Here is a 21450-nt window from a genome sequence, read left to right on the forward strand (position 1 = left end):
CACCTTGCTTCTCAGCTACTTTGCCGCCACAGCTTTGGCCGGGGCTTTTGCCTCCTCCAACGGCTTCACGTTATCGTAATAAAACCGGTCAATCAGCTTTTGGTAGGGGTCGATGCCGCCTTTAGCGGGCTTTTCGTTCACCACAAAGTGCAGCGTTTCTTCGGGCTTGGTGAGCTTCACTTTTTGCACCAGCAGGGCTTTGCCGCGCACGTCCCAGCTCTCGCCGGGCGCTTGGTCGGGGCCAAAGATGCCCACGTCCACGTAGTCGGCCAGCTGGGTGGGCGTTTCGTTGCCGAGGCTGTCGGCGCGCACTTTTTCGGCCTTGATGGTGAGGGCCACGTCGTAGAGGCCATCGGGCCGCCGGGTGTACTGGGCGTCTTTCAGCTCGTTTTTGTAGAGCGTGATGGTCTCAAACATGTCGTGCAGCACGTACTGCAAGGAATCGGGCGTGGCCCGGCGAATGTAGCCCAGCAAGTCGGCCGACGTGGCGTACGGCGGCTTGGTCTGGTGGTTGGCGGCCAGAAACTCGCGCAAGGCGCCGTTCAGCTTGTCCTCGCCCAGGTAGTCCTGCAGGGCGTAAAACACCATGCCGCCCTTGTAGTAGTGGATGTACGGCTGGTTTTCCACCAGCAGCAGGGGCAGCTCCTTCTTGCGTTCTGAGCGGCGGCCGCGCAGGTACGCGTTGAGTTCGCCCCGCATGAACTGCTGCATCTGGTTGGGCGTGAAGGCGTGTTTGGCGTTCATGATGGCCGAATACTCGGCCAGCGACTCCACCAGCACGCTGGCGCCCTGCACGTCGGCGCCCACTATCTGGTGGCCCCACCACTGGTGGCCCAGCTCGTGGCTGGTGATAAAGTACGTGTTGTCCGGGGCGTTGCGGTCGCGCAGGTCGCTGATGAACCCGGCGCTTTCCGAAAACTGAATGGTGTTGGCGTAGCTCTGGGCGAAGGACTTGTAGCGCGGAAACTCCAACAGCCGGATGTGGGGGTACTGGTAGGGCCCGAAAGCCTTGGTGTAGTACTGCAGGCCGTCTTGCAGGGCCTGGGCCATGCGGCGCACGTTGGCGCGGTGGTGGGGGTCGTAGTAGATTTCGATGGCCACGGGCGCGCCGCCGGCCGGGTTTTGCCACTGTGTTTTATAGGTCTGGTAGCGGGCCGACAGAATGCTCACGATGGGCCAAATGGGTTGGTTCATACGGTACTGGAAGTAGCGCCGGCCGCCCTGGGTCCATTCGCGTTCGAGGTTGCCGGCGGTGGCGGCCACTTGGTCGGGGTCGGTGCTGAGGGTGGCCGAGTAGCGCACCCGGTCGGCGTCGCGGGCAAACTGGGCCCGCTGCCGGCCGCGGGGGTCGGTGAGGCGCAGGGCGCGGGCTTTGGGCGCCAGGCCCTGGCGCTTGCGGGCGTCGTCTTCCTCCATCTCCGCGCCGGGCTGGTAGCCAATGCGCAGGCTGCTCACGTCCAGAAAGGTGCCGTTCTCGGTCAGGCGGTCTTCGGGCGAAATCGAAGCCCAGTCGAACACGCCCGTGCCTTTGATGCGGGAAGTGAAACCCCGGGCGCGGTAGTCTTCCTCATACGCCAGGTCGAGTGAGTCGCCGGGGGCCAGCGGCTGGGCCAGGCGGTACATGCGGATGCCAGCCACGGGGTCGTCGAACAGCACCCTGGCTGGGCGGCCGGGCGTGAGCGTGGCTCGAATGCATCGGCTGGGGTCGTAGTTCACAAACAGCGTGTCGAGCGGGCGCGGGCTTTGGTTGAGCAGCGTGTAGCGGCCGCGCAGCCGGTAGCCCCGGGGCCGTGCCGATGGAAACAGGTCGGCCTGCAGGGCCAGGGCCACGATTTTGGGCTGGGCCAGGTTTTCGTACTTCTTGTACGTGCGCTCGGTGCGGGCCTGGCGCGCCTCCAGCCCGCGCGGCGTGACGAACTCGTTCACCACGTTGGCGTTGTAAAACACCCACCCCCCGGCCGTAAGCACCGCCAGGCCCGCCACCAGCAGCGCCGGCCGCAGCCCCGGCGCCCGCAGGCGCTGCGCGGCCAGGCGCAGGCGGGTGCGGGCGCCGGTGTCGTTGCCGCGCACCCACAGCAGGCTGGCCAGCAACGCCAGCAGCGCCGCCCCGGCCAGGTAATAGAGGTTGATGAACAGCAGCGGAGACACCAGGTGCCCGTAGCCGTTCATGTCGGAATACGTGTAAGGCACGGGCGCGCCAAACTTGAGCAGGGCGTGGTGCAGCCCCAGCGCATCGGCCAGCAAAAACACCACGGCGTAGTACACCAGCATCAGGGCGTGGCCCACGTATTTCTGGTTGGCCACCGTCTGCACCACCAGGGCCAAGGCACAGAGCACGGCCACGGTGGCCAGCTGCAGCACGAAGTTTTTCACGTACAGCACCGGCTCAATCAGGCTCGCGTCGAGGTAAGTCTGCACGGCCAGCCCCACCACCGACTGCACCGCCGTGAGCACGGCCGCCACCAGCACCAGGGCCAGCAGCTTGCTCACAAATGGCACCCAGGTGGCAAAAGGCAAAGCATCGAACACGCCCTGCAGGCGCGTGTCGCGCTCGCGCCACACCAGCTCACCCGCGTAGATGGTGATGATGATGAGCAGGTAGAGCGTGAAATTTTCATTTATCAAATTCAGTACCTGGTACGTGACCGGCAGCGAGGTGCCGCGAATGGGGTCGTGATACGTCCAGTAAAAGTTGAATAGCACGTACACCGTGCCCAGCACGGCCAGCACCCGGAATGGCCAAGCCTGCAGCACGTTCAGAGCCTGCACCCGCACCAAGCGCCACACCTGCCAGTTGCTCAGGCCTTGGCCAAAAGCCGGCTCCGTGCGCTGCAAGCCCGCGCTGGCAGCCAGGGCCGGAGCTGGCTCGGCCGCCGCCTTGCCGGCACGGGTGCGCGGCAGCGCCAGCCGAAACCACACACAGGACAGCAGCAAAACCGCCAGCCCCACCCCGGACCACAACAGCCGGTTCTCAATCAAGAACCCGCCCAGGTAATTGGCAACCTGGGTGTTGCGCTCGGCAATGGTCCAATACTTCACGTCCAGGTTTTTGGCCACAAAGCCGAACGGGTCGAGCATGGCGAACAGGTGGTCGCTGGTCACCCGCTCGCTGAACTGCAACGACAGTTGGTACCCCACAAACAGCACGATGCCACCCAGATACACTACCAGCGGCGAGCGCAGCAGCAGGTAGGCCGCAAAGAACAAACTTCCCGCAAACAGCGCGTTGGCCCAGCCGGCCGCCAGCAAGGGCGCCAGCAGTCCCAGCCCCGGCACGGGGCCCAGCTTGCTGGCATCTACCCACGGCGCCAGCATGCCCAGCAAGGCTCCTACCGTGGTGCCGCAAGTAATAAACCACATGGCCAGCAGCGAACCCAGGAAGCGCCCGCCCAGGTAGGCGGGCTTGGGCAAGGGCGTGGTGTAGAGCAGCCCCGTCATCTGGTCCTTGTCGTCGCGGTATACGGGCGTGCCCAGCAGCGCCGCCGTGATGAACATCCCGAAGATGGACGAGATGAAATACAGATTGGCCAGCGCGTCGGGGGCATTCACGTGCACTTTCGGGCTGGAATTGAACCCGAAGTCGTCCACGGTTTGCGACAAAAACGCAAACAGCGCAAACACCCCAAAATAGAGGTAGGTGGTGGGCTGCGCGAAACGGTAGCGCAGCTCGAAGCGGAGCGTATGGAAAAACATGGCCCTTGTGCTTTTAAATAAACATTACGCCGATACCGGTTGCGCCTGGCGCCGCGCCAGGCGGTGGAAGTACACGTCTTCCAGCGTGGCCTCCGCCGGCTGAAACTGCCCGTTGACGGGCACCTCGCTGAACACCCGCACAATGGGCTGCCCGGCCACCAGCTTCGAGGAAATCACCTCGTATTCGTTGCGCAGCTGGGCCAGCGCGGCTTTCTCGGTTTTGGTGCGGTACACCTTGCCGCGGATTTCGCCAATCACGTCGTTGGGCGAGCCGGTGGCCACCACTTCGCCGCCGGCGATGATGGCCATGTTGGGGCACAGCTCGGTCACGTCGTCCACGATGTGCGTGCTGAGAATCACAACCACGTTCTCCCCAATCTCGCTCAGCAAATCCAGGAAGCGGTTGCGCTCGGTGGGGTCGAGGCCGGCCGTGGGCTCGTCGACGATGATGAGCTGCGGCGCGCCCAGCAGCGCCACCGCAATGCCGAAACGCTGCTTCATGCCGCCCGAGTAGCCACCCACGGCTTTTTTGCGCATGGTCCACAGGTTGGTTTGCTGCAGCAGGTTTTCGACCGCGGCCTTGCGCTCGGCGGCGTCGCGCAGGCCTTTCAGCCCGGCGAAATAGTCGAGCAGCACTTCGGCGCTCACGTTGGGGTACACCCCAAACTCCTGGGGCAGGTAGCCCAGCACCCGGCGCACCGCGTCCTTTTCCGCCAGCACGTCGATGTTGCCGAGCCGAATGCTGCCGCTGTCGGGCTCCTGCAGCGTGGCAATGGTGCGCATCAGGCTGCTCTTGCCGGCGCCGTTGGGGCCCAGCAGGCCAAACATGCCGTTGGGGATAGTAAGCGTGACGTTGTGCAGGGCACGCACCCCGTTGGAATATGTTTTAGATAAGTTCTCAATGCGAAGCTCCATGTGTATGATGCAGTTAAGGTGACCAGGCAAAAGTGCGGCTCCGCTACGCAATACATATTTGAAAATGTCCCTTTTCCATTCTATTTCGTCACATCTGCCCTATTTTATGCTGCATGCATAACATTTTGCGCCGAGGTGCGTATCTTTGCATCAGAAAACAATACCGGCCTGTTCCGGCCTAACGATTATGAAAAAGACCACCGCACTATCCTTCTCGTCGCTGCTGCTGCTGGGCAGCGTCAGCTACCTGGCTGCCAAACTGGCCGACCTCGACCTGACGTTCTTCTTCGACGGCGACGACGACCACCATCATTACTGCTAAGGGCCATTTGCCCCGGCACGGCCCCGTGCCGCCCCTATTTTATGAAAAAGCCCGGCCCATTCGCCGGGCTTTTTGGTTATCGCATCGGCCAATGCGACCGACGCCGAAGCTTCGGCCCGGCTTTTGGAACTTTGGCCCCCGAACGGCGTACCCCGTTCAGCTATTCTTTCACCGGCAGCGCCGGCTCCGGCCCGGATTGTTCGCTGCCCCATTTCCCTTTTTACCCATCTATGAATCTCGATTCCCACCAGGCTCAGGTGAGCTACATCATTGGCCGCGACCTGGCCCGCAACTTTGCCCAGCAGGGCCTCGACCTGGACGTTGACGTACTGGCCGGTGCCCTCAAGGAAGGCCTGCAGGGCCTCCCCAGCCGCCTCACCCAGGAGCAGATGCAGGCCGCCATGCAGCAGCTGCAGGAGCAGATGGGCGGCGCCGAAGAAGATGACGACAACCAAGACCCCAACGCCATGAACAACAACAAAGCCGAAGGCGAAGCCTTCCTCGCCGAAAACGCCCAGAAGCCCGGCGTGCACACCTTGCCCAGCGGCCTGCAATACGAAGTGTTGACCGAAGGCACCGGCAAAAAGCCCACCCTGCGCTCGTCGGTGACGACGCACTACCACGGCACCCTCATCAACGGCAAGGTGTTCGACAGCAGCTACCAGCGCGGCCAGCCGGCCACCTTCCCCGTGAACGGCGTGATTGCGGGCTGGACCGAAGCCCTGCAGCTGATGGGAGAAGGCTCGAAGTACCGCCTCTACATCCCCTCCGACCTGGCCTACGGCAAGCGCGGCGCGGGCCGCGACATCCCCGGCGACACGGCCCTGATTTTCGACGTGGAACTTCTGAAAGTAAACAACTGAGGGACCGTCGGGGCGAAGCCGGATGCCGGCTTCGCCCCGACGACCACGGCCGTGCCCGTGTGGCACCGGCCCACCAGCACCCACCCGGCTGTTTCTGAGCCCATGAAAGACCTCGAAGCCCAGCCACCCGCTGACCAGCCCCCCGTGGCCCCGGAACAATCTTCCGGGGCCGCTTTGCTGACTGCACCCGCCGAAGCGCCGGCGTCTGGCCCGGCCTATGCCCCACCAGTGGCTGAGGCGGTGCCCATGCCGCCCCCGCTGCCCCCGCTCCCGCCGCTGGTGAGCGACGACGGCCGCGTCAGCCTCACCGACACGTCTTTCACCGTGCGGGGCCAGGAGTTTTTGCTGCGTGAGCTGGAGCGCGTCGAGGTGGCCCCCGTGAAATGGATACTGTGGTACCTGCTGGGCGGCCTGGGCCTGGCCGCGGTCATGATAGCCTTTCTGCAAAACTGGCTGCACACCGGCCCCGCCATGCTGGGCATGGCCCTCACGGCGCTGCTGCTGGCCTACGGCCACCGGGGCACCAACCGGCTGCGGCTGCACCGCTTGGGGCGCGAGGCGGTAAACTTTGCGCTGCCCGGCGAAACGCCGCCCTGGCAGCGCCTTGTGGCCGAGGCCAACCGCCGCATCTTCCGGGTGCACGACCACGCCGCCCGCGAAGCCACCGCCCTGCTGGCCGCTGCCGACGAAGCCCGCCGGCAGGCGGCCCTGGCCGCGCAGGCCGGAGCAGAAGCTGTAGATTATGGAAATAATAATCGCCTAAGCATCAGCCAGTAGGCATGTGGCACGCGCAAGCGCTTGGCGCTTGGCGTCGGTGTGCCTGCTACCTTCGCGCGCCGTAATTCAATAGGAGGCCAACGGCCGCGGCAACTCGTTATCACTATCATGGATTCCAAACACTCGCACAACGCCATTTCGGGGGCGGGGCTTCTCATTGCCCTGGGCATCATCTACGGCGACATCGGCACCTCGCCGCTCTACGTGATGTCGTCCATTCTGAAGGGCGCCATCGTGCCCGACCAAATTGACGAGCACCTGGTGCTCGGGGCCATTTCCTGCGTCATCTGGACGCTCACGCTGCAAACCACCGTCAAGTACGTGCTGCTCACGCTGAACGCGGACAACAACGGCGAAGGCGGCATTTTCTCGCTCTATGCCCTGGTGCGGCGGCGCGGGGCGTGGCTGTCGGCGGTGGCCATCATCGGCGGCTCGGCCCTGCTGGCCGACGGCGTGATTACGCCGCCCATTTCGGTGTCGTCGGCGGTGGAAGGCCTGAAGAACGTCTTTCCGCAGCTCACTCAAACCGTTGTTGTCTACATCGTTATCGGCATCATTGCGGGTCTGTTTCTGCTGCAAAGCTTTGGCACGCAGATAGTAGGCAAGGCATTCGGCCCCATCATGCTGCTGTGGTTCAGCATGCTGGGCGTGCTGGGCACGCTGTGGGTGGTGCAAAACCCTGTCATCATCAAGGCGTTCAACCCCTACTACGCCTACGACCTGCTGGTGCGCTACCCGCGCGGGTTCTGGCTGCTGGGCTCGGTGTTTCTGTGCACCACGGGGGCCGAGGCGCTCTACTCGGACCTGGGCCACTGCGGCAAGGGCAACATCCGCATCAGTTGGACCTTTGTGAAGAGCACGCTGCTGCTCAACTACCTGGGCCAGGGTGCCTGGCTGCTGAGCCACCTGGGCGAGAAGCTTAACGGCCGCAACCCCTTCTATGCCCTTATGCCACAATGGTTCCTGCTCATCGGCATCAGCATTGCCACCATTGCGGCCATCATTGCGTCGCAGGCCCTCATCACGGGCTCGTTTACGCTGGTGGCCGAGGCCATCCGGCTGAACATGTGGCCCAAGGTGAAGCTCAACTACCCCACCGACGTGAAGGGCCAGCTCTTCGTGCCCAGCATGAACCGCTTGCTGCTGCTGGGCTGCATTGGGGTGGTGCTGTACTTTCAGGAGTCGACCAACATGGAAGCGGCGTATGGCCTGGCCATTACACTCACCATGCTGATGACCACCGTCTTGCTGTGCATGTGGCTGCGCATGAAGAAGGTGGCGCTTCCGCTGATTGTGTTGTTTGCGGTGGTGTATGGGCTCATCGAGGGCTCGTTCCTCATCGCCAACATGATTAAGTTTCCGCACGGCGGCTGGGTGTCGCTGGCCATTGGCGGCACGCTCATGGGCGTGATGTACGTGTGGCTCAAGGCGTACTACATCAAGCGCCGCCTCACCGAGTTTGTGCGCCTGGAGCCGTACGTAGACGCCCTCAAGCAGCTCAGCGACGACGACTCCATCCCGAAGTACTCCACCCACCTGGTGTTCCTGACCTCGGCCGAGCGCAGCTCCGAAATCGAGCAGAAAATCATTTACTCAATCTTCCAGAAGCGCCCCAAGCGGGCCGACATCTATTGGTTCATCCACGTCGACACCACCGACGAGCCCTATACCATGGAGTATAAGGTGACGGAAGTGGCCAAGGACGACGTGTTTCGCATCAACTTCCGCCTGGGTTTCCGGGTGCAACAGCGCATCAACCTGTATTTCCGCAAGGTGATTGAGGACCTGGTGCGCAATAAGGAAGTGGACATCACCTCGCGCTATGAGTCGCTGAGCAAGCAGCACGTGACGGGCGATTTCCGCTTTGTGGTGCTGGAGAAATTCCTCAGCATCGAAAACGACTTCCCTACCCTAGAGAAGCTCGTCATGCAGGCGTACTTCTACATCCGCCAGTTCATTGCCTCCGAAGACCAGTACTTCGGCCTCGACACGTCGTCGGTGAAGGTGGAGAAAGTGCCGCTGGTGATTGCGCCGGTTCGCGAAGTGGCCCTGAAACGGATTAAGTAGCCATCCGTCGTTGTAATAAGTTGTGAGCAGTCTCGTTGCTGACAGACCCAGAGCCCCGCGCAACCTGTGCGGGGCTTTTGTTTGGCCCAACACTGCTTTAGCCTACGTTTATGTTTCGATTGTACCCTTTCCGTTACCAATGGCTGCCCGTTTGCATGCTGCTACCCCAGGCAGCATTCGCGCAGCTACCCGCCATTACAGCGGTGGTCCCGGCGGCCAACTCCCTGGCCGCTCCGGCTTCGGGCCCGGTGGCCTTCACCTTCAATCAGCCGCTGCTGAACACTTCGGCGAGTTCGCTAAAAGTGTTCAGCAGCTTGCGGGGCGGCCAACGCGCACAGGGCGCGGCCGCGGCCGTGGTGAGCGGCAACACGCTGCGGTTTTCGCCTGGCAGCGCCCCTTTCTCGCCGGGCGAAACCGTGAGCTATACCGTCACGCAGGGCGCCAGCAGCAGCAACGGCGCGCTGGCCCAGCCGCGGGTGGGCCAGTTCACCGTGGCCGTCAGCGGCGGCAACGGCACCTTTACGTCCGGGTCTGACCCGGCTTCTGGGTTTCAGCCCATCACCGTGGCCGTGGGCGACGTGGACGGCGACGGCGACCTGGATTTTGTTACGGCCAACTTTCGCGGCCCCATCAGCGTGCGCCTGAACAACGGCAGCGGCACCTTCGGCCCCGGCCGCGACGTGAGCGTGAGCGGCAACGTGCGCTCGGTGACGCTCGGCGACGTGGACGGGGATGGCGACCTCGACCTGCTGGCTCCCGACTACAGCGACGACACCGGCACCTCGGTGAGCGTGCGTTTCAACAACGGTCAGGGGGTATTCAGTGGGACCCAAAGCGTGTTTGTGAATACTGGTTCCTACGGCTTGGCGCTGGGCGACGTAGACGGCGATGGCGACCTTGACCTGCTAACCGCCAACGGCCGCTCCAACAGCGTGAGCATCCGCTTCAACGATGGACAAGGGAGCTTCGGTGGCAGCCAGAACGTGGCCGCCGGTAGCAACCCGCACAACGTGCTGGTAGGCGATGTGGACGCCGACGGTGACCTGGACTATCTCGTGGCCAACAGCAACAGCAGCACCGTAAGCATCGGCTTAAATGATGGCCGCGGCAACTTCAGTACCGGCTCGTTTGTGAGCGTTGCCGCCAATCCCTTTGGCTTGGCCGTGGGCGACGTGGACGGCGACGGCGACCTGGACCTGCTATCGTCGAGCCCGAACGCCAACGGGGCCATTAGCATCCGCCTGAACAACGGCACCGGCATTTTCGGCGGCGGCCAGGACGTGGCCACCAACAATACATCCGGTTACGGCGCATTCAGCGTGGCCCTGGGGGATGTGGACGGCGATGGCGACCTGGACTTCCTGGCTTCGAACGCCAACGGCGGCGGTCCCGGCAGCGTGCTGATTGGGCTCAACAACGGCAAAGGAGTCTTCGGTGCGGGCCAAAGCGTGAGCGTGGGCCGGGCCACGCAAGGCGTGGCCGTGGGCGACGTGGATGGCGATGGCGACCTGGACATCCTGTCGGCCAACAGCAACGACAATAATGTGAGCATTCGATTGAATAAGAACAGCAGTGCCGGCACCGGTACCGGCACCAACCCGGCACTGGCTAGTCTGCTGCCCAACATCATCACCCCCAATAACGACCGTCACAACGACCTTTTTGTCATCAATGAGCCCGACCGCGGCCCGTGGGCGCTGACGGTGTATACGCGCTGGGGCCAGCGCGTATACCACAGCCCCAACTATCAGAATGACTGGGGCGCCGACAGCCCGGGCGGCACCTACTTCTACCTGCTTCAGCCAGCCGACGGCGGCCCGGCCCGGAAAGGCTGGGTGGAAGTGGTTCGATAAGGCACAAAAAAAGGCCGGCAACGCTTTCGCATTGCCGGCCTTTTTTTGTGCCACTTACCCTAACAGAGTCGGGTCCGTTTTTACTTACCCAGCCATTTGGCCAGCACTTTCTGCTGCCCCTCGGTGGGGCTGGCCGCGGGTTGAATCTGGTACTTCACGTCCGGGTTGGCCAGCATCTTGATTTTCAAGTCGCGCGGCAAACCGTCGCGGCGCACCTGCAGGGCCACTTCGTTGCCCACCGAGCCGCTCACCAGCGACTTCACGGTTTCCTCGCTGGGCGCGGCGCCGTTGATGAGTAGGATTTCGTCGTTCACGTTCAGGCCGGTGTTCCAGGCGGCGCCGTCGCGCAGCACGCTGGTCACGAGCAGCTTGCCCGAGCGGTTGGAGAAATTGGCGCCCAGCGTGCCGGTGGTGGTAAGGGGTGCCTTGGTCAGCGAGAGGCCCGCGTAGCCCAAGGCCGTGGCGTAGTCAATCGGCTTGGTGCCGTACACGCTGTTTTTGAAGAAGTCATCGAAGCGGCGGCCGGCCACCGTGGCCACGGCGTCCTGGTACTCCTGGTCGGTGAAGCCCCGGCCGGCTTTCTTGTAATACGTGTCGTAGAGCAGCCGGAACACGTCGTCGAGGTGCTTCTGGCCCTTGGTGGCTTCGGCAATATTGAGGTCGAGCCAGGTACCAATCAGGTCGCCCTTGGAGTAGTAGCTGATTTGGGTGTTGTTGGCATTCTCGTTGGGGCGGTAGTACTTAATCCAGGCATCGAAGCTTGATTCCGCGGCCGACTGAATGCGGTTGCCGGGCGTGTTTTCTACTTCCGCAATGCCGTTGGCCAGCCGGCCCAGGTACTCGTCGCGGGTGAGCACGCCCGCCCGCGCCAGGATTTGCTTGGAGTAGTACTCCGTCATGCCCTCGCTCACCCACAGCATGTGGGTATAGTTCTCCTCGTCGTAGTTGAAGGGCCCCAACGCTTTGGGCCGGATGCGCTTCACGTTCCAGAGGTGGAAGTACTCGTGCGCCACCAGCCCGAGGAAAGACTTCATGCCGGCGTCGGTGCCGTACACGGTGCGGCCCACCTCCAGCGTGGTGGAGTACAGGTGCTCCAGGCCGCCGCCGCCGCGCTCCAGGTTGTGCACGATGAACAGGTAATGGTCCAGGGGGTTTTGGCCCACCACGCGGTGCGCTTCTTCGCACACTTTCTTCATTTCGGCCACTATTTTGGCGTCATCGGCCTGGTAGGTGCCGTACATGGCCACCTGGTGCGGCGTGCCGTTGGCCGTAAACTCCAACACTTTGTGGGTGCCGATTTCCATCGGCGAGTCGGCCAGTTCGTCGTAGCTCGCGGCTTTGTAGGTGAACTTGCCCGGGCCGGAGCGCAGGGCCGTGCTCACCTGCGTCCAGCCGGTGGCGGGCTGCACGGTCACGGTGCTGCCCAGCATCTTGTTATCGGCCGGGTACATGAACACGCTGCTGCCGTTGAGGTAGCCGTGGTCGGCGTCAATGAACGAAGTCCGAACCGACAGCTCGAACGCATACACCCGGTAGCTCACCTGGAAGCTGGCTTGCTTGGGGTGGCGCACCCGCCAGGTGTTTTTATTGAGCTTTTCTACGGCCAGGGCCTGCCCGCCAGCCGTGCGGGCCTGAAAGCCCTCCACGTTTTTGGAATACTCGCGCACCAGGTACGAGCCCGGCGCCCACACGGGCATTTTTACGTCGGTGTACTCGGCCGGAAAGCCCCCCAAATCCATCTTCACTTCAAAGTAATGGGTTTGAGGCGCGGGCATCGAAAGGCTGTAGCGGAGGGTGGGCACCGCGGCTGCGGGCGGTGTGGCGGCCAGGGCGGGCCCGGCCAACAGCAGGCCCGCAGCGGCCTGGCAAAGCATCAAGGTTGAATTTCTGAGCATGTATGATGTTTGATTGGAAAGACAAGCACAAACGTACGCCGGTCGAAACCGTTCAACCTATGGGGCGGCCGCGCCGTTAGGCTCCATGGTGGCGCTTATCGTGCCTTTCACCATTTGTTGACGACGGATATATGCGCATTGTTTGGTTGGTTTTTGTGGGGCTGCTTGTGGCCATGGCGCTGGTGCTGCCCCGCCTGAGCCGCACGCCTGCCCCCCACACCACGCCTACCCCGGCCCCGGCCGAGGGCAGCTCCGGCACGGCTCCCCTCACGTCTTCCTTTGCGGCCCTGCGCGAAGCCCCCGCTTCCGGCCTGGCGGCCACCGCCGACAGCGTGGTGGCCTTTGGCCTGGCCCAGCGCGGCACGCCTTATGTGTATGCCGGCGTGTCGCCGCTCACGGGGTTCGACTGCTCGGGGTTCATCATGTACACGTTTGCGCATTTTGGCGTGTCCGTGCCGCACTCCACCGCCCTGCTCATCGACGTGGGCCGGCCCGTGCCCCGCGCCGAAGCCCAGCCCGGCGACATCGTGGTGTTTACGGGCACCGCCAACCCGAGCACCACGCCGGGCCACGCGGGCATCGTCATCTCGCGGCGGGGCGAAACGCCCTTGCGCTTTGTGCACGCCTCCTCCTCGCGCCGCGAGCCCTTCGTGAAAGTCAGCCAGGTAGAGAATTCTGACTACGAGCGGCGCTTCATGCAAGTGCGCCGCGTGCTGGGCCAGCAAAACCTGGCGGCCGCCCGGCCCGCGCCCCCCACACCGGCGGCCAAGGCGCCGCCCGTAGCGGCGCTCCCCGCGCGCAAGGTGGCCGTCGACGCTTTGCCCGCCACGGCGCCGAAGCTGCCCCAAACGCTGGCCCGCAAGCCGGTGGCGCATTCGGCAATCCCAAAGCCCGCCGCAAAGAAAGTAGTGGCCAAAAAAGCGGCGCCTAATAAGAAAATATCCCCCGCCGCCAAGCGCAAAACCCCGGTTAAGCCCGGTTCCCGGAAATGAGTTCGCCCAAGCGTCCCCTACCCGCCTAAACGCAGCGATGCCCGGCCTGTCTCTGCCGTCCCACTGAAGGGCGACTGGACAAACCGGGCATCTAATCCTTCAAATCTTACCAAGCGGCGAAACTGGGGTACAGTTCCGGCGTCTTTCAAGATAAGACCTGGCCGAATGTGGGAAGCCTTAGGAGCTACCCCACGAAGCTGTTGTTAGGCGCGTACTGCGGTGAAGCGTACGACATTCGACAGGCTTGGCAGGATTTGGTTGGGACTACTAGACATTTTGTACCTCCTTTCTTTACGTTCGACATAACACTTGCTCGCGCGGCCCAGCACCTTAGGGCTGCTTAAGCAAGGCCGTAGCACTCACTACTAAGCGGTAAAGTTAATAGCGGGCGGTAAGGTTCAAAATTTGCCGGCTAAATTTTGCAGAAATCTGGCCTCAGCAGGGCTTTAGGCCTGATTAACAGTGCTATTTATTTTAGCCTCCACCCTGTTTTCATAATTACCGGCTGGGCTTTCAGAACTTGGCCGTAAACTTGCCTTAACGGTGGAAACGTTGCCGGCGGGCCCTCCGGATTTTTTTTGCTTACCTTTTCCCTTCAAACCCACCTCTTGCTCATTTCAACAATGAAAAAAACACTGCTCCTGCTCGTTGCTCTCGTGTTGGGCGTCGCCCGCATGGCTTCCGCCCAAACCATGTCGCCGCTGGGCATCTGGACGAATGCAGAGAAAAAGGCCACGTTTGAGATTTACAAGTGCGGCGACAAGCTGTGCGGCAAAATCGTGACCCTGACCGTGCCCAACGACCCGGCCACCGGCAAGCCCAAAACCGACTCGCAAAACCCCGACCCCAAGCTGCGCAACCGCCCCCGTCTGGGTCTGGTGTTTATGCAAGGCTTTAAGTACGACGACGACAACAAGTGGGACGACGGCAAAATCTACGACCCCGAAAGCGGCAAGACCTACTCCTGCTACATGAAGATGGAAAACGCCAACACCATGGAAGTGAAGGGCTACATCGGCTTTTCGCTCATCGGCAAGTCGCAGACCTGGACCCGCGTGAAGTAAGCCCGGCCGCCACACCAGTGCCGGAAATACCGCAAAGCCGGCTCCCGTTCGGGGGCCGGCTTTTGCATGTGGCACGATATCGGCAAGCGCCGAACAAAACCGGCCCCGCACACGCCCAAACCGGCGCCGTGCCCACCCAAGCCCGCTAAACTATTTGCCCCAGCCGGTGTTTCGACTCCATTAACGCCTCCGCTCTTGTTCGATTTTCTCCAGAAATTATTTCGGCCGCACGGCACCGCTCGCCCCGCGTGGCGCTCGGTGAAGCTGTCGCCGGGCCAGGCGGCCCGGCACGCCCGCTGGGTGGAGCAACGCGTGTTTCTGAACTGGCTCGGACCGTATTACAAGGCCTACCATCTGCACAAAGGCGGGGCCGGCGGCAGCCGCGGCCTGCGCGTGGAGCCGCTGCGCGAAAGCGGCCGCCAGGGCGTGCTGCTGTTCTTCGACGACAGCATCGGGCCGGGCAACTTCCGCCACTTCTATGAGCACCTGGGCGAACGAGTACTGGCCCTGGGCTACCACCGCGCCTGCGCCGACCGCGGCGTGAAGCAGCGCGCCGGCCACACCGAAACCACCCTCAAGCAGCTCTTCAAGCCCAACCCCACCGACTGCCCCACCACCGGCCACTGCAACCAGCGTTTCGGCCTCATCACCATCGACCTGGTGGCCCTCAACGGCGAACCCTTCTTCATCCGCCTCGCCACCAACGCCATGCTGGAGCCCTGCTTCACGCCGGCCGGCTCGTTTGAGGAGCTGCTCAAAAGCCTGCTCGACGCCCCGATGCCCGACCCGGCCACCCAGGCCCGCATCCGCGAATACCACGACACGTTTTGAGGCGCCGTCAGCGCATAAAAAAAGGACGCCGGCCCCATGCCCCGGCGTCCTTTTTTTGTTTAAGCGAAAGCTACTCGCGCACGAAACGGCCTTGCCCCAGCAACTCGCCGCTGCCACCGAGCAGCCGCAGGTGGTAGAGGCCCGGCGCCAGGGCGCGGGTGTTGAGCCGGGGCTGGCCGGCCAGAATTCGCTCGCGCATCACCACGCGGCCCGTGGCGTCGAGCACCAGGGCCGAGGTTGCCGGCGCCCCGGGCAGCTGCAGTTCCTCGCGGCACGGGTTGGGGAACAGGGCCAGCACGGGTGCTTTCGAGGCCGACTGCGTGGCGAGCAGGGTATTGTCGCGCACGGCCGACGAACTAAGCAAATCCATTATCCAATCGTTGGGGTCGACGGCTACGCTCGTCACGGTGCCGTTCACGGTGAGCAGGTAAGTTTCGGTGGGGTTGGCTTGGTGCAGGCGCACGGTTTGGGTGGTTCCGTTGGAGAACGTAAGGCGGTAGTCCACGTCAGTCTCGAAGAAAGGCGTGGTACCCGGCACCGACGCCGTTTCGGTGACGCGCAGCACGAAGTTGCTGCCGCCTTGGTTCCAGCGCCCGTTGAACGTGGGGTAGCCGCGCCCCCTAAACCACTGCTGAAAGAAGTAGCCCAGCGGACGCCCGGCTTCGGCCTCGAAAATGCGCTGCAGGTCGGCCGTACGCGCCGTCGAGCCACGATACTGGGTCTGGTACGTGCGCAGCGCCCGGAAAAACTTGGCGTCGTCGTTCAGCAGGTAGCGCAGCATGTGCACCACGCCCGCGCCCTTTTTATAGGTGAGGTAGTAGTCGAAAATGCGGTTTACGTTGGTAGTATCAGGCACGTAGATGGTGCCCGACGAGGACTGCGCATATGCGTGGGCGTTCTCCATCCATCTGAGCGCATCGCCGGGCTGCCCAAAAGCCTGTAACGACAGGTACTCGCCGTAAGAGGCGAAGCTTTCGTTCAGCCAGATGTCCTCCCAAGTGGCGCAGGTTACGTTGTCGCCAAACCATTGGTGAAATAGCTCGTGGGCCGTAAGCGTGAATTCAAAGCCGTCCTGCGAGGTCATGGTCTGATGCTCCATGCCGCCGTAGATGGGCACCGTGGTGTGGCCGTACTTCTCGTTGGCGAAAGGATAGAGCCCCACCAGCGCCGAGTAATTTTCGATGAAGCCAGCTGTTTTATCAATTCCTGCCCTCCAATAGTTTAAGTAGTTCTGGTTGTAGACGTAGTTGACAATGGGAATGGCGGGCCCGCCTGCGGGCTGCGCCGTCGTGACGTATTCCACGTAGGGCGCCACCGACACCGAAATGAGGTAGTAGGCGATGGGGTTGCGCGACTTCCACTCATAGCGCACCTTGTTGTTGGGCAGCGGCACGGTGCGGTTCAGCACGCCGTTGGAGCCCACTTTGTTGGGCAAGGTAGTGGTCACCCACACGTCGGAAGAATCGGCCTTGTCGGTGAGCACCTGCTTACAAGGAAACCACTCGTGGGCCGAAAACGGCTCCGACAACGACCACGTGACGTTGTAGGGAAAAGCGGTGCCGAGGCTGCCGTCCAATTGCACGGTACTGGCCGTGCTCAAGCCGTTGCCGATGGCGGCCGAGTTGCCGCTCGGGGCCGTGCCGTGGTAGTAGATGCGGGCATCGGCCAGGGTGCCCACGGCGGCCGGCTGGGCCAGCGCGGCCGTGGCGTCGTTGCCGCTGCGCCGGAGGCCGGGCGAGCGCCGCCCGTTCACCACCACCGAGTCGATGAGCAGCGTGGCCGTGCCGGCAGGCGAGCCGGCCGGGGCCTGATAAAGCTCAAACGCCAGCGAATCGAGGGCTTGTGTGCCGCGCACTCGCACGCGCATCCACACCGAACCGGCCACGTTCCGCGAGTTGTTTTCCATGGCCAGGTCCAGCTTGTAGTACTTCACGTCGTAGCGCTCCATTTTGGTGCGGTGCCGCACCGACGACGTGGCCGTGCGCGCCGCGGCGTTCACGTGCGCTTTGGCGCACAGCAAACCGGCATCCTGGTCGGGCCGGGGAAGCATGCTAGTCCCGGTGGCGGCGGGCACGGTTTGGGCCGCCAGCGGGGCCGCAGCCCACAACAAACACGGGGCGAGAAAAGCGTAGAAGAAGCGACGCATATAAAAAATTGAATAGCAGTGACAAGGAAAAGGAGGCGGTTGGTGAGCCGGGCTTTGCCTGGGCCAAGGTACGGCGGTTCAACCCGTTGGCAAACGGGCCAGCATGCCGGAAGTTGGCCGCATCGGGCGTATATTTCGGCTTAATTCAGGATTTTCTACGCTTTTTCCGCTACCCATGTCCATCCCCCTTCGTCTGCCGGGCGCGGCGCGGCTGCTTTTGGTGCTGCTGAGTGGGTTGCTGGGGATGGCCCGCCCGGCGCAGGCCACGCACATCGTGGGCGGCGAGATGGAGCTGGTGCACAACAGCGGCGAAACGTACACGTTGCTGCTCAACCTGTATTTTGACGCGGCCAACGGCAGCGCCAGCGCCCTCGACGCCGACCTGACCGCCAGCATCTTCGAGAAAGCCACCAACCAACGCATGGCCAACGTGGTGCTGCCCCTCACCAGCAACACCTTCGTGAACTACACCAACCCGGCCTGTGCCAAGCCCACGCTCAGCACCCGGCGGCTGGTATACAGCAAGGTCATCACGCTGCCGCCGGGCACCTACAGCAGCGTGCAGGGCTACTACGTGGCGGTGGAGCGCTGCTGCCGCAACAACAGCATCAGCAACATTGTGGCCCCCGGCAATGCGGCCCAGACCTTCTACCTGGAGTTTCCGGCGGTGGTGCGCCGCGGCCAGCCGTTCATCGACTCGACGCCGCGCATTTTCCCGCCCCTGGCCGACTACGCCTGCCGCAACGAGCTGTTTTACTACGACTTTGGCGGCCAGGACGCCGACGGCGACTCGCTGGTCTACGACATGGTGACGCCCCTCAACGGCCACTCCAATACCAACACGCCCAAGCCGGCTTCGGCCGAGCCCGCGCCCTACGCGCCCATTGCCTGGAGCGGTGGCCTGAGCACCCTCAACCAGATTCCGGGCAGTCCTACGCTGAGCATCAACCGGGCCACCGGCCGCCTCACCGTGCGGCCCACCGACCTGGGCTTGTTCGTGTTTGGCGTGCGCTGCTCCGAGTACCGTAAGGGTGAAAAAATCGGGGAGTCGCGCCGCGACTTTCAGCTCATGGTGCTCAACTGCTCGCCCAACACCAAGCCTAACTTGGTGTTGTTTCCCAGCCCCGGCAACCCAACCCCCTACCGCTCCAAGCGCGACACACTGCGGCTGGTGCCCGGCGGCAACCACTGCGTTCGCCTGCGCTTCACCGACCCCGACCCCAACTCTCGCCTGACGCTGTCGCTCAGCCCGGTCAACTTTACGGGCCTGCTGCCCAGCTTTTCCACTGCCTCGAGCGGGGCAGTGCGCAGCCCCGGCTCGCCCGACACCCTCACGGCCACGCTGTGCTTCCCGGAATGCCTGAACTCGCAGGGCAAGGTGTTTTTGCTGGATGTGGTGGTGGGCGACGACGGCTGCAGCCTACCCAAGCGCGACACCGTACGCGTGGCTTTCACGGCCGTGCCGCCGCCCAACTCCCCGCCGCAGCTCACCACTACGGCCAGCCCTACGCGGCCCATCCGGGTGCGCATCGGCGATTTGGTGAGCTTTGACCTTACCGGCACCGACCCCGACAACGACCCCGTGCAACTGGAAATGACCGGCGCGGGCTTTAGCCCCACCGGCCTGGGCGCCACCCTGTCGCAAGGCACTTCGGGACGCGAGCAGCGCGGGCGCTTCACTTGGCGGGTCGACTGCCGGGCGGTGGGGCCCGACTCGGTCTTTACGTTTCAGTTTGCCGCCGCTACCCAGCCCTGCAACGGCCGCCAGGCCGTGACGCAAAGCGTGCCGTTTGTGGTGAAGTACAGCAACCGGGCGCCCACTCTTACCTCCGACCTGCCCGCGACTAAGCCTGGCGAAGACCTGCCGCTGGTGGAACTGCCCCTGGGCCGGCAATACACGGCGCACTTCACGGGCGTCGACCCGGACCGCGACGGCCTCACCCTGATAGCCACCGGCAACACCCTCGAAGGCAAGGAAGGCTTCGACCTGAGCAATGCCGGCATGCGCTTTGAAGCTCAGAACGGCAGCGGCGTAGCCACGGGCACCTTTCACTGGGACGTGAGCTGCGCGGCCGCCAACCTGCACCGCGACCTCGTGGTCACGTTCCAGCTCATTGATGCCACCTGCCGCCCGCTGCCGCAGCAGCAGCGCGTGCGCCTGCGGGTGCGCAGCCCCGACACGGTGGCCGTGAAACTCTACAACATCATCACGCCCAACAACGACCGGCAAAACGACGAGTTCCGCCTGCCCGAACTGCCGCCCAACTTCTGCGACTCGCAGTTCATCGGCATCAAGATTTTCTCGCGCTGGGGCCAGCAGGTGTTCGAGTCGGCCGACCGGGAGTTCCGCTGGCCCGGCCAGGGCAGTGCAGGCATCTATTACTACTACATCACCTACACCGACGGCCGCCGCTTCCGGGGCTGGCTCGAAGTCATTCCTTAGCGTAGCAGCCGGGCTAGTAGAGGAACAGGAACACCGCAAACAGCAGCACCCACAGCACATCAATGAAGTGCCAGTAGGTGCCCAGCAGCTGCAGCTGCCGCCGATAGTATGGGTTGCGAATGAACACCAGCGTGCGCACGGCGTCGCGCCCGTTGTGCAGCACGCGCAGCAAAAAAGCCAGCAGAAACAGCATGCCGCCCAGCAGGTGCGCCACGTGCAGGGCCGAAATCAGGTAGATAAACTGCCCACTGCTCTTGCCACCCGGGCCGCCAAACGGCACGCCGTGCGCCAGCAGTTCGCGCCAGCCCAGCCCCTGCAGCCCCGCAAACACGCAGCCCAGCAGCAGCGTGGCGCCCAGGCAGCGGCCCAGGCTGGCCAGGTCGTCCTGCGCATACAGCCGCGGCGCCTGCGCCATGGTGTAGCTGCTGAGCACCAGCACGATGGTACTCAGCGAGAAGTAGCGCGGCAGCGGGTGCAGGCCCGTGGGCACCCCGCTTTGCAGGCGGGCCACCACGTAGGCCGCCACCAGCACCACAAACATGACGCTGATGGCCATCAGCGCCAGGTACAGCGCCATGACCAGGGGCGGCATGCGTTCGATGCGCCCAAACGGCGAGGACCGTTGGCGGGCATCTACCCGGTTTTTAGGGTTTAGTTCGGAGCTCATGGAGGCGGGCCAGGGGGTACACTCTCCAAACTATTCGGAAAAAAATTAGTTGCAAAAAGCCCGAATTTAGCCTCCCTCAAAACCAGGCTATTTAAAGAAAGAGCCGATTTTGCCCAGCACCGCATTTAGCGTGATTTTGGGGCTGCGCTGCACGCCAAACGTCACGTAGGTTTTGCCGCCCACGCGCAGGTCGAGCACCCAGCCCAACTGCCGGGCCAGGTCGTTGATTTGCTGCAGCGGGTCGGGGCCGGGCGGCTTGGGGGCTTTGGGAGCCCCTGGCGCCTTGGGCGGGCCGGCCGTGAGCAGGTCGAGCACCTGTTGGCTTGGAATGTTGAGAATGAGGTAGGTGCCCGCCGCGGCCAGCTGCAGCGGGTGCCCGTTCCAGGTAATGACGAGCTGGGCGTCGATTTCGAGGGCGCTAGGCACCGGGTTCGGAGGGGCTGGCCGGTAATTGGGGAGCGCCGCCTGAGGGCTGCTCGCCGCGCGTGCGGATGCGCACCGAGCCGTTCAGCTTCCAGGTGGCGGCGGGGGCGCTGGGGTTCTGGGGGTTGGGCACCTGAAGCTCCATTTGTTCGAAGGCGCAGCTGAGTTCGACGCCGCCCGACAGCTTGCCCAGCAAGGAAGCGGCCATGTCGGCCCAGTTAGAAGATGAGGTTTCGGGCATGATTGTGGGATAAGTGGTGTAGCAGTGTGCACCTGCGGGTGCAGCAGGGCCGCAAAGTACGGGCCCGCTTCCGCTAACGCAACGCGCCAAAACGGGTTGCCGTAGGCGGGGCCCCTCCCAATCGAAAGCTGCTGCCTACTTTCACCCTACCAACTCTTTCGCAATGCACTACCTTATTTCCCGCGCACCTCGCGTCGTAGCCTGCCTGCTTCTCAACCTATTGGCCGTGCCGGGCCCGGCCCAACCCTCGCACGACAG

The 21450-nt window shown here is 63.3% G+C and carries 16 protein-coding genes; 9 read left to right on the forward strand and 7 right to left on the reverse strand.

The features are described from left to right. Nucleotides 1–15: 15 nt before the first annotated feature. Both JAO73_RS09430 and JAO73_RS09435 read right to left on the reverse strand, forming a co-directional pair. Nucleotides 16–3693 (reverse strand): ABC transporter permease/M1 family aminopeptidase, encoded by a 3678-nt coding sequence (locus JAO73_RS09430; RefSeq protein WP_198976815.1) that lies wholly within the window; start codon nucleotides 3691–3693, stop codon nucleotides 16–18. A 24-nt stretch (nucleotides 3694–3717) separates the two neighbouring features. Further along, on the reverse strand, nucleotides 3718–4608 hold the full coding sequence (locus JAO73_RS09435; protein WP_198976816.1) for an ABC transporter ATP-binding protein: 891 nt from the start codon (nucleotides 4606–4608) through the stop codon (nucleotides 3718–3720). A 187-nt stretch (nucleotides 4609–4795) separates the two neighbouring features. On the opposite strand from JAO73_RS09435, the gene JAO73_RS23210 reads away from it, so the two are divergent. From JAO73_RS23210 to JAO73_RS09455, 5 genes are all read left to right on the forward strand, one after another. Beyond that, a complete protein-coding gene (locus JAO73_RS23210; protein ID WP_262896054.1) occupies nucleotides 4796–4930 on the forward strand; it encodes a hypothetical protein in 135 nt (44 codons plus the stop codon). 230 nt (nucleotides 4931–5160) lie between these two features. Next, on the forward strand, nucleotides 5161–5793 hold the full coding sequence (gene bamJ, locus JAO73_RS09440) for a BamJ family beta-barrel-assembly machinery protein (protein ID WP_198976817.1): 633 nt from the start codon (nucleotides 5161–5163) through the stop codon (nucleotides 5791–5793). 102 nt (nucleotides 5794–5895) lie between these two features. Continuing rightward, entirely contained in the window at nucleotides 5896–6570 is a 675-nt protein-coding gene (locus JAO73_RS09445; protein WP_198976818.1) for a hypothetical protein, read from the forward strand. A gap of 108 nt (nucleotides 6571–6678) precedes the next feature. Then, a complete protein-coding gene (locus tag JAO73_RS09450; protein ID WP_198976819.1) occupies nucleotides 6679–8637 on the forward strand; it encodes a KUP/HAK/KT family potassium transporter in 1959 nt (652 codons plus the stop codon). A gap of 155 nt (nucleotides 8638–8792) precedes the next feature. Then, a complete protein-coding gene (locus JAO73_RS09455) occupies nucleotides 8793–10490 on the forward strand; it encodes an FG-GAP-like repeat-containing protein (protein WP_198976820.1) in 1698 nt (565 codons plus the stop codon). 80 nt (nucleotides 10491–10570) lie between these two features. Here the strand turns inward: JAO73_RS09455 and JAO73_RS09460 are convergent, their stop codons facing one another. Next, nucleotides 10571–12385, reverse strand: coding sequence for a M61 family metallopeptidase (locus JAO73_RS09460; RefSeq protein WP_233169067.1), 1815 nt, complete (start codon nucleotides 12383–12385; stop codon nucleotides 10571–10573). Nucleotides 12386–12516: 131 nt separating this feature from the next. On the opposite strand from JAO73_RS09460, the gene JAO73_RS09465 reads away from it, so the two are divergent. From JAO73_RS09465 to JAO73_RS09475, 3 genes are all read left to right on the forward strand, one after another. Continuing rightward, entirely contained in the window at nucleotides 12517–13377 is an 861-nt protein-coding gene (locus JAO73_RS09465; protein ID WP_198976821.1) for a C40 family peptidase, read from the forward strand. 623 nt (nucleotides 13378–14000) lie between these two features. Continuing rightward, nucleotides 14001–14441 carry a DUF2147 domain-containing protein gene (locus tag JAO73_RS09470; protein ID WP_198976822.1) on the forward strand — a complete coding sequence of 147 codons (441 nt, stop codon included), beginning with the start codon at nucleotides 14001–14003 and terminating at the stop codon, nucleotides 14439–14441. A gap of 195 nt (nucleotides 14442–14636) precedes the next feature. Next, nucleotides 14637–15272, forward strand: a complete 636-nt coding sequence (locus JAO73_RS09475) for a hypothetical protein (protein WP_198976823.1) — start codon at nucleotides 14637–14639, stop codon at nucleotides 15270–15272. Nucleotides 15273–15342: 70 nt separating this feature from the next. Here the strand turns inward: JAO73_RS09475 and JAO73_RS09480 are convergent, their stop codons facing one another. Beyond that, nucleotides 15343–17418: a M1 family metallopeptidase gene (locus JAO73_RS09480; protein ID WP_198976824.1), complete on the reverse strand. Its 2076-nt coding sequence runs from the start codon at nucleotides 17416–17418 to the stop codon at nucleotides 15343–15345. A gap of 175 nt (nucleotides 17419–17593) precedes the next feature. On the opposite strand from JAO73_RS09480, the gene JAO73_RS09485 reads away from it, so the two are divergent. Then, nucleotides 17594–19861, forward strand: a complete 2268-nt coding sequence (locus JAO73_RS09485) for a T9SS type B sorting domain-containing protein (protein ID WP_198976825.1) — start codon at nucleotides 17594–17596, stop codon at nucleotides 19859–19861. Between the two features lie 13 nt (nucleotides 19862–19874). On the opposite strand, the gene JAO73_RS09490 is transcribed toward JAO73_RS09485, so the two are convergent. The 3 genes from JAO73_RS09490 to JAO73_RS09500 all read right to left on the reverse strand — a co-directional run bounded on the left by JAO73_RS09490 (nucleotide 19875) and on the right by JAO73_RS09500 (nucleotide 21192). Continuing rightward, nucleotides 19875–20528 carry a cytochrome c oxidase subunit 3 gene (locus JAO73_RS09490; protein ID WP_198976826.1) on the reverse strand — a complete coding sequence of 218 codons (654 nt, stop codon included), beginning with the start codon at nucleotides 20526–20528 and terminating at the stop codon, nucleotides 19875–19877. 87 nt (nucleotides 20529–20615) lie between these two features. Beyond that, a complete protein-coding gene (locus JAO73_RS09495; RefSeq protein ID WP_198976827.1) occupies nucleotides 20616–20954 on the reverse strand; it encodes a hypothetical protein in 339 nt (112 codons plus the stop codon). Next, complete coding sequence (locus JAO73_RS09500) at nucleotides 20947–21192, reverse strand: hypothetical protein (RefSeq protein WP_190922406.1); 246 nt, start codon at nucleotides 21190–21192, stop codon at nucleotides 20947–20949. The genes JAO73_RS09495 and JAO73_RS09500 overlap by 8 nt, the downstream gene beginning before the upstream one ends. Between the last annotated feature and the right edge of the window lie 258 nt (nucleotides 21193–21450).

This window comes from Hymenobacter miniatus, assembly GCF_016427455.1.
Taxonomy (GTDB): Bacteria; Bacteroidota; Bacteroidia; order Cytophagales; family Hymenobacteraceae; genus Hymenobacter; species Hymenobacter armeniacus.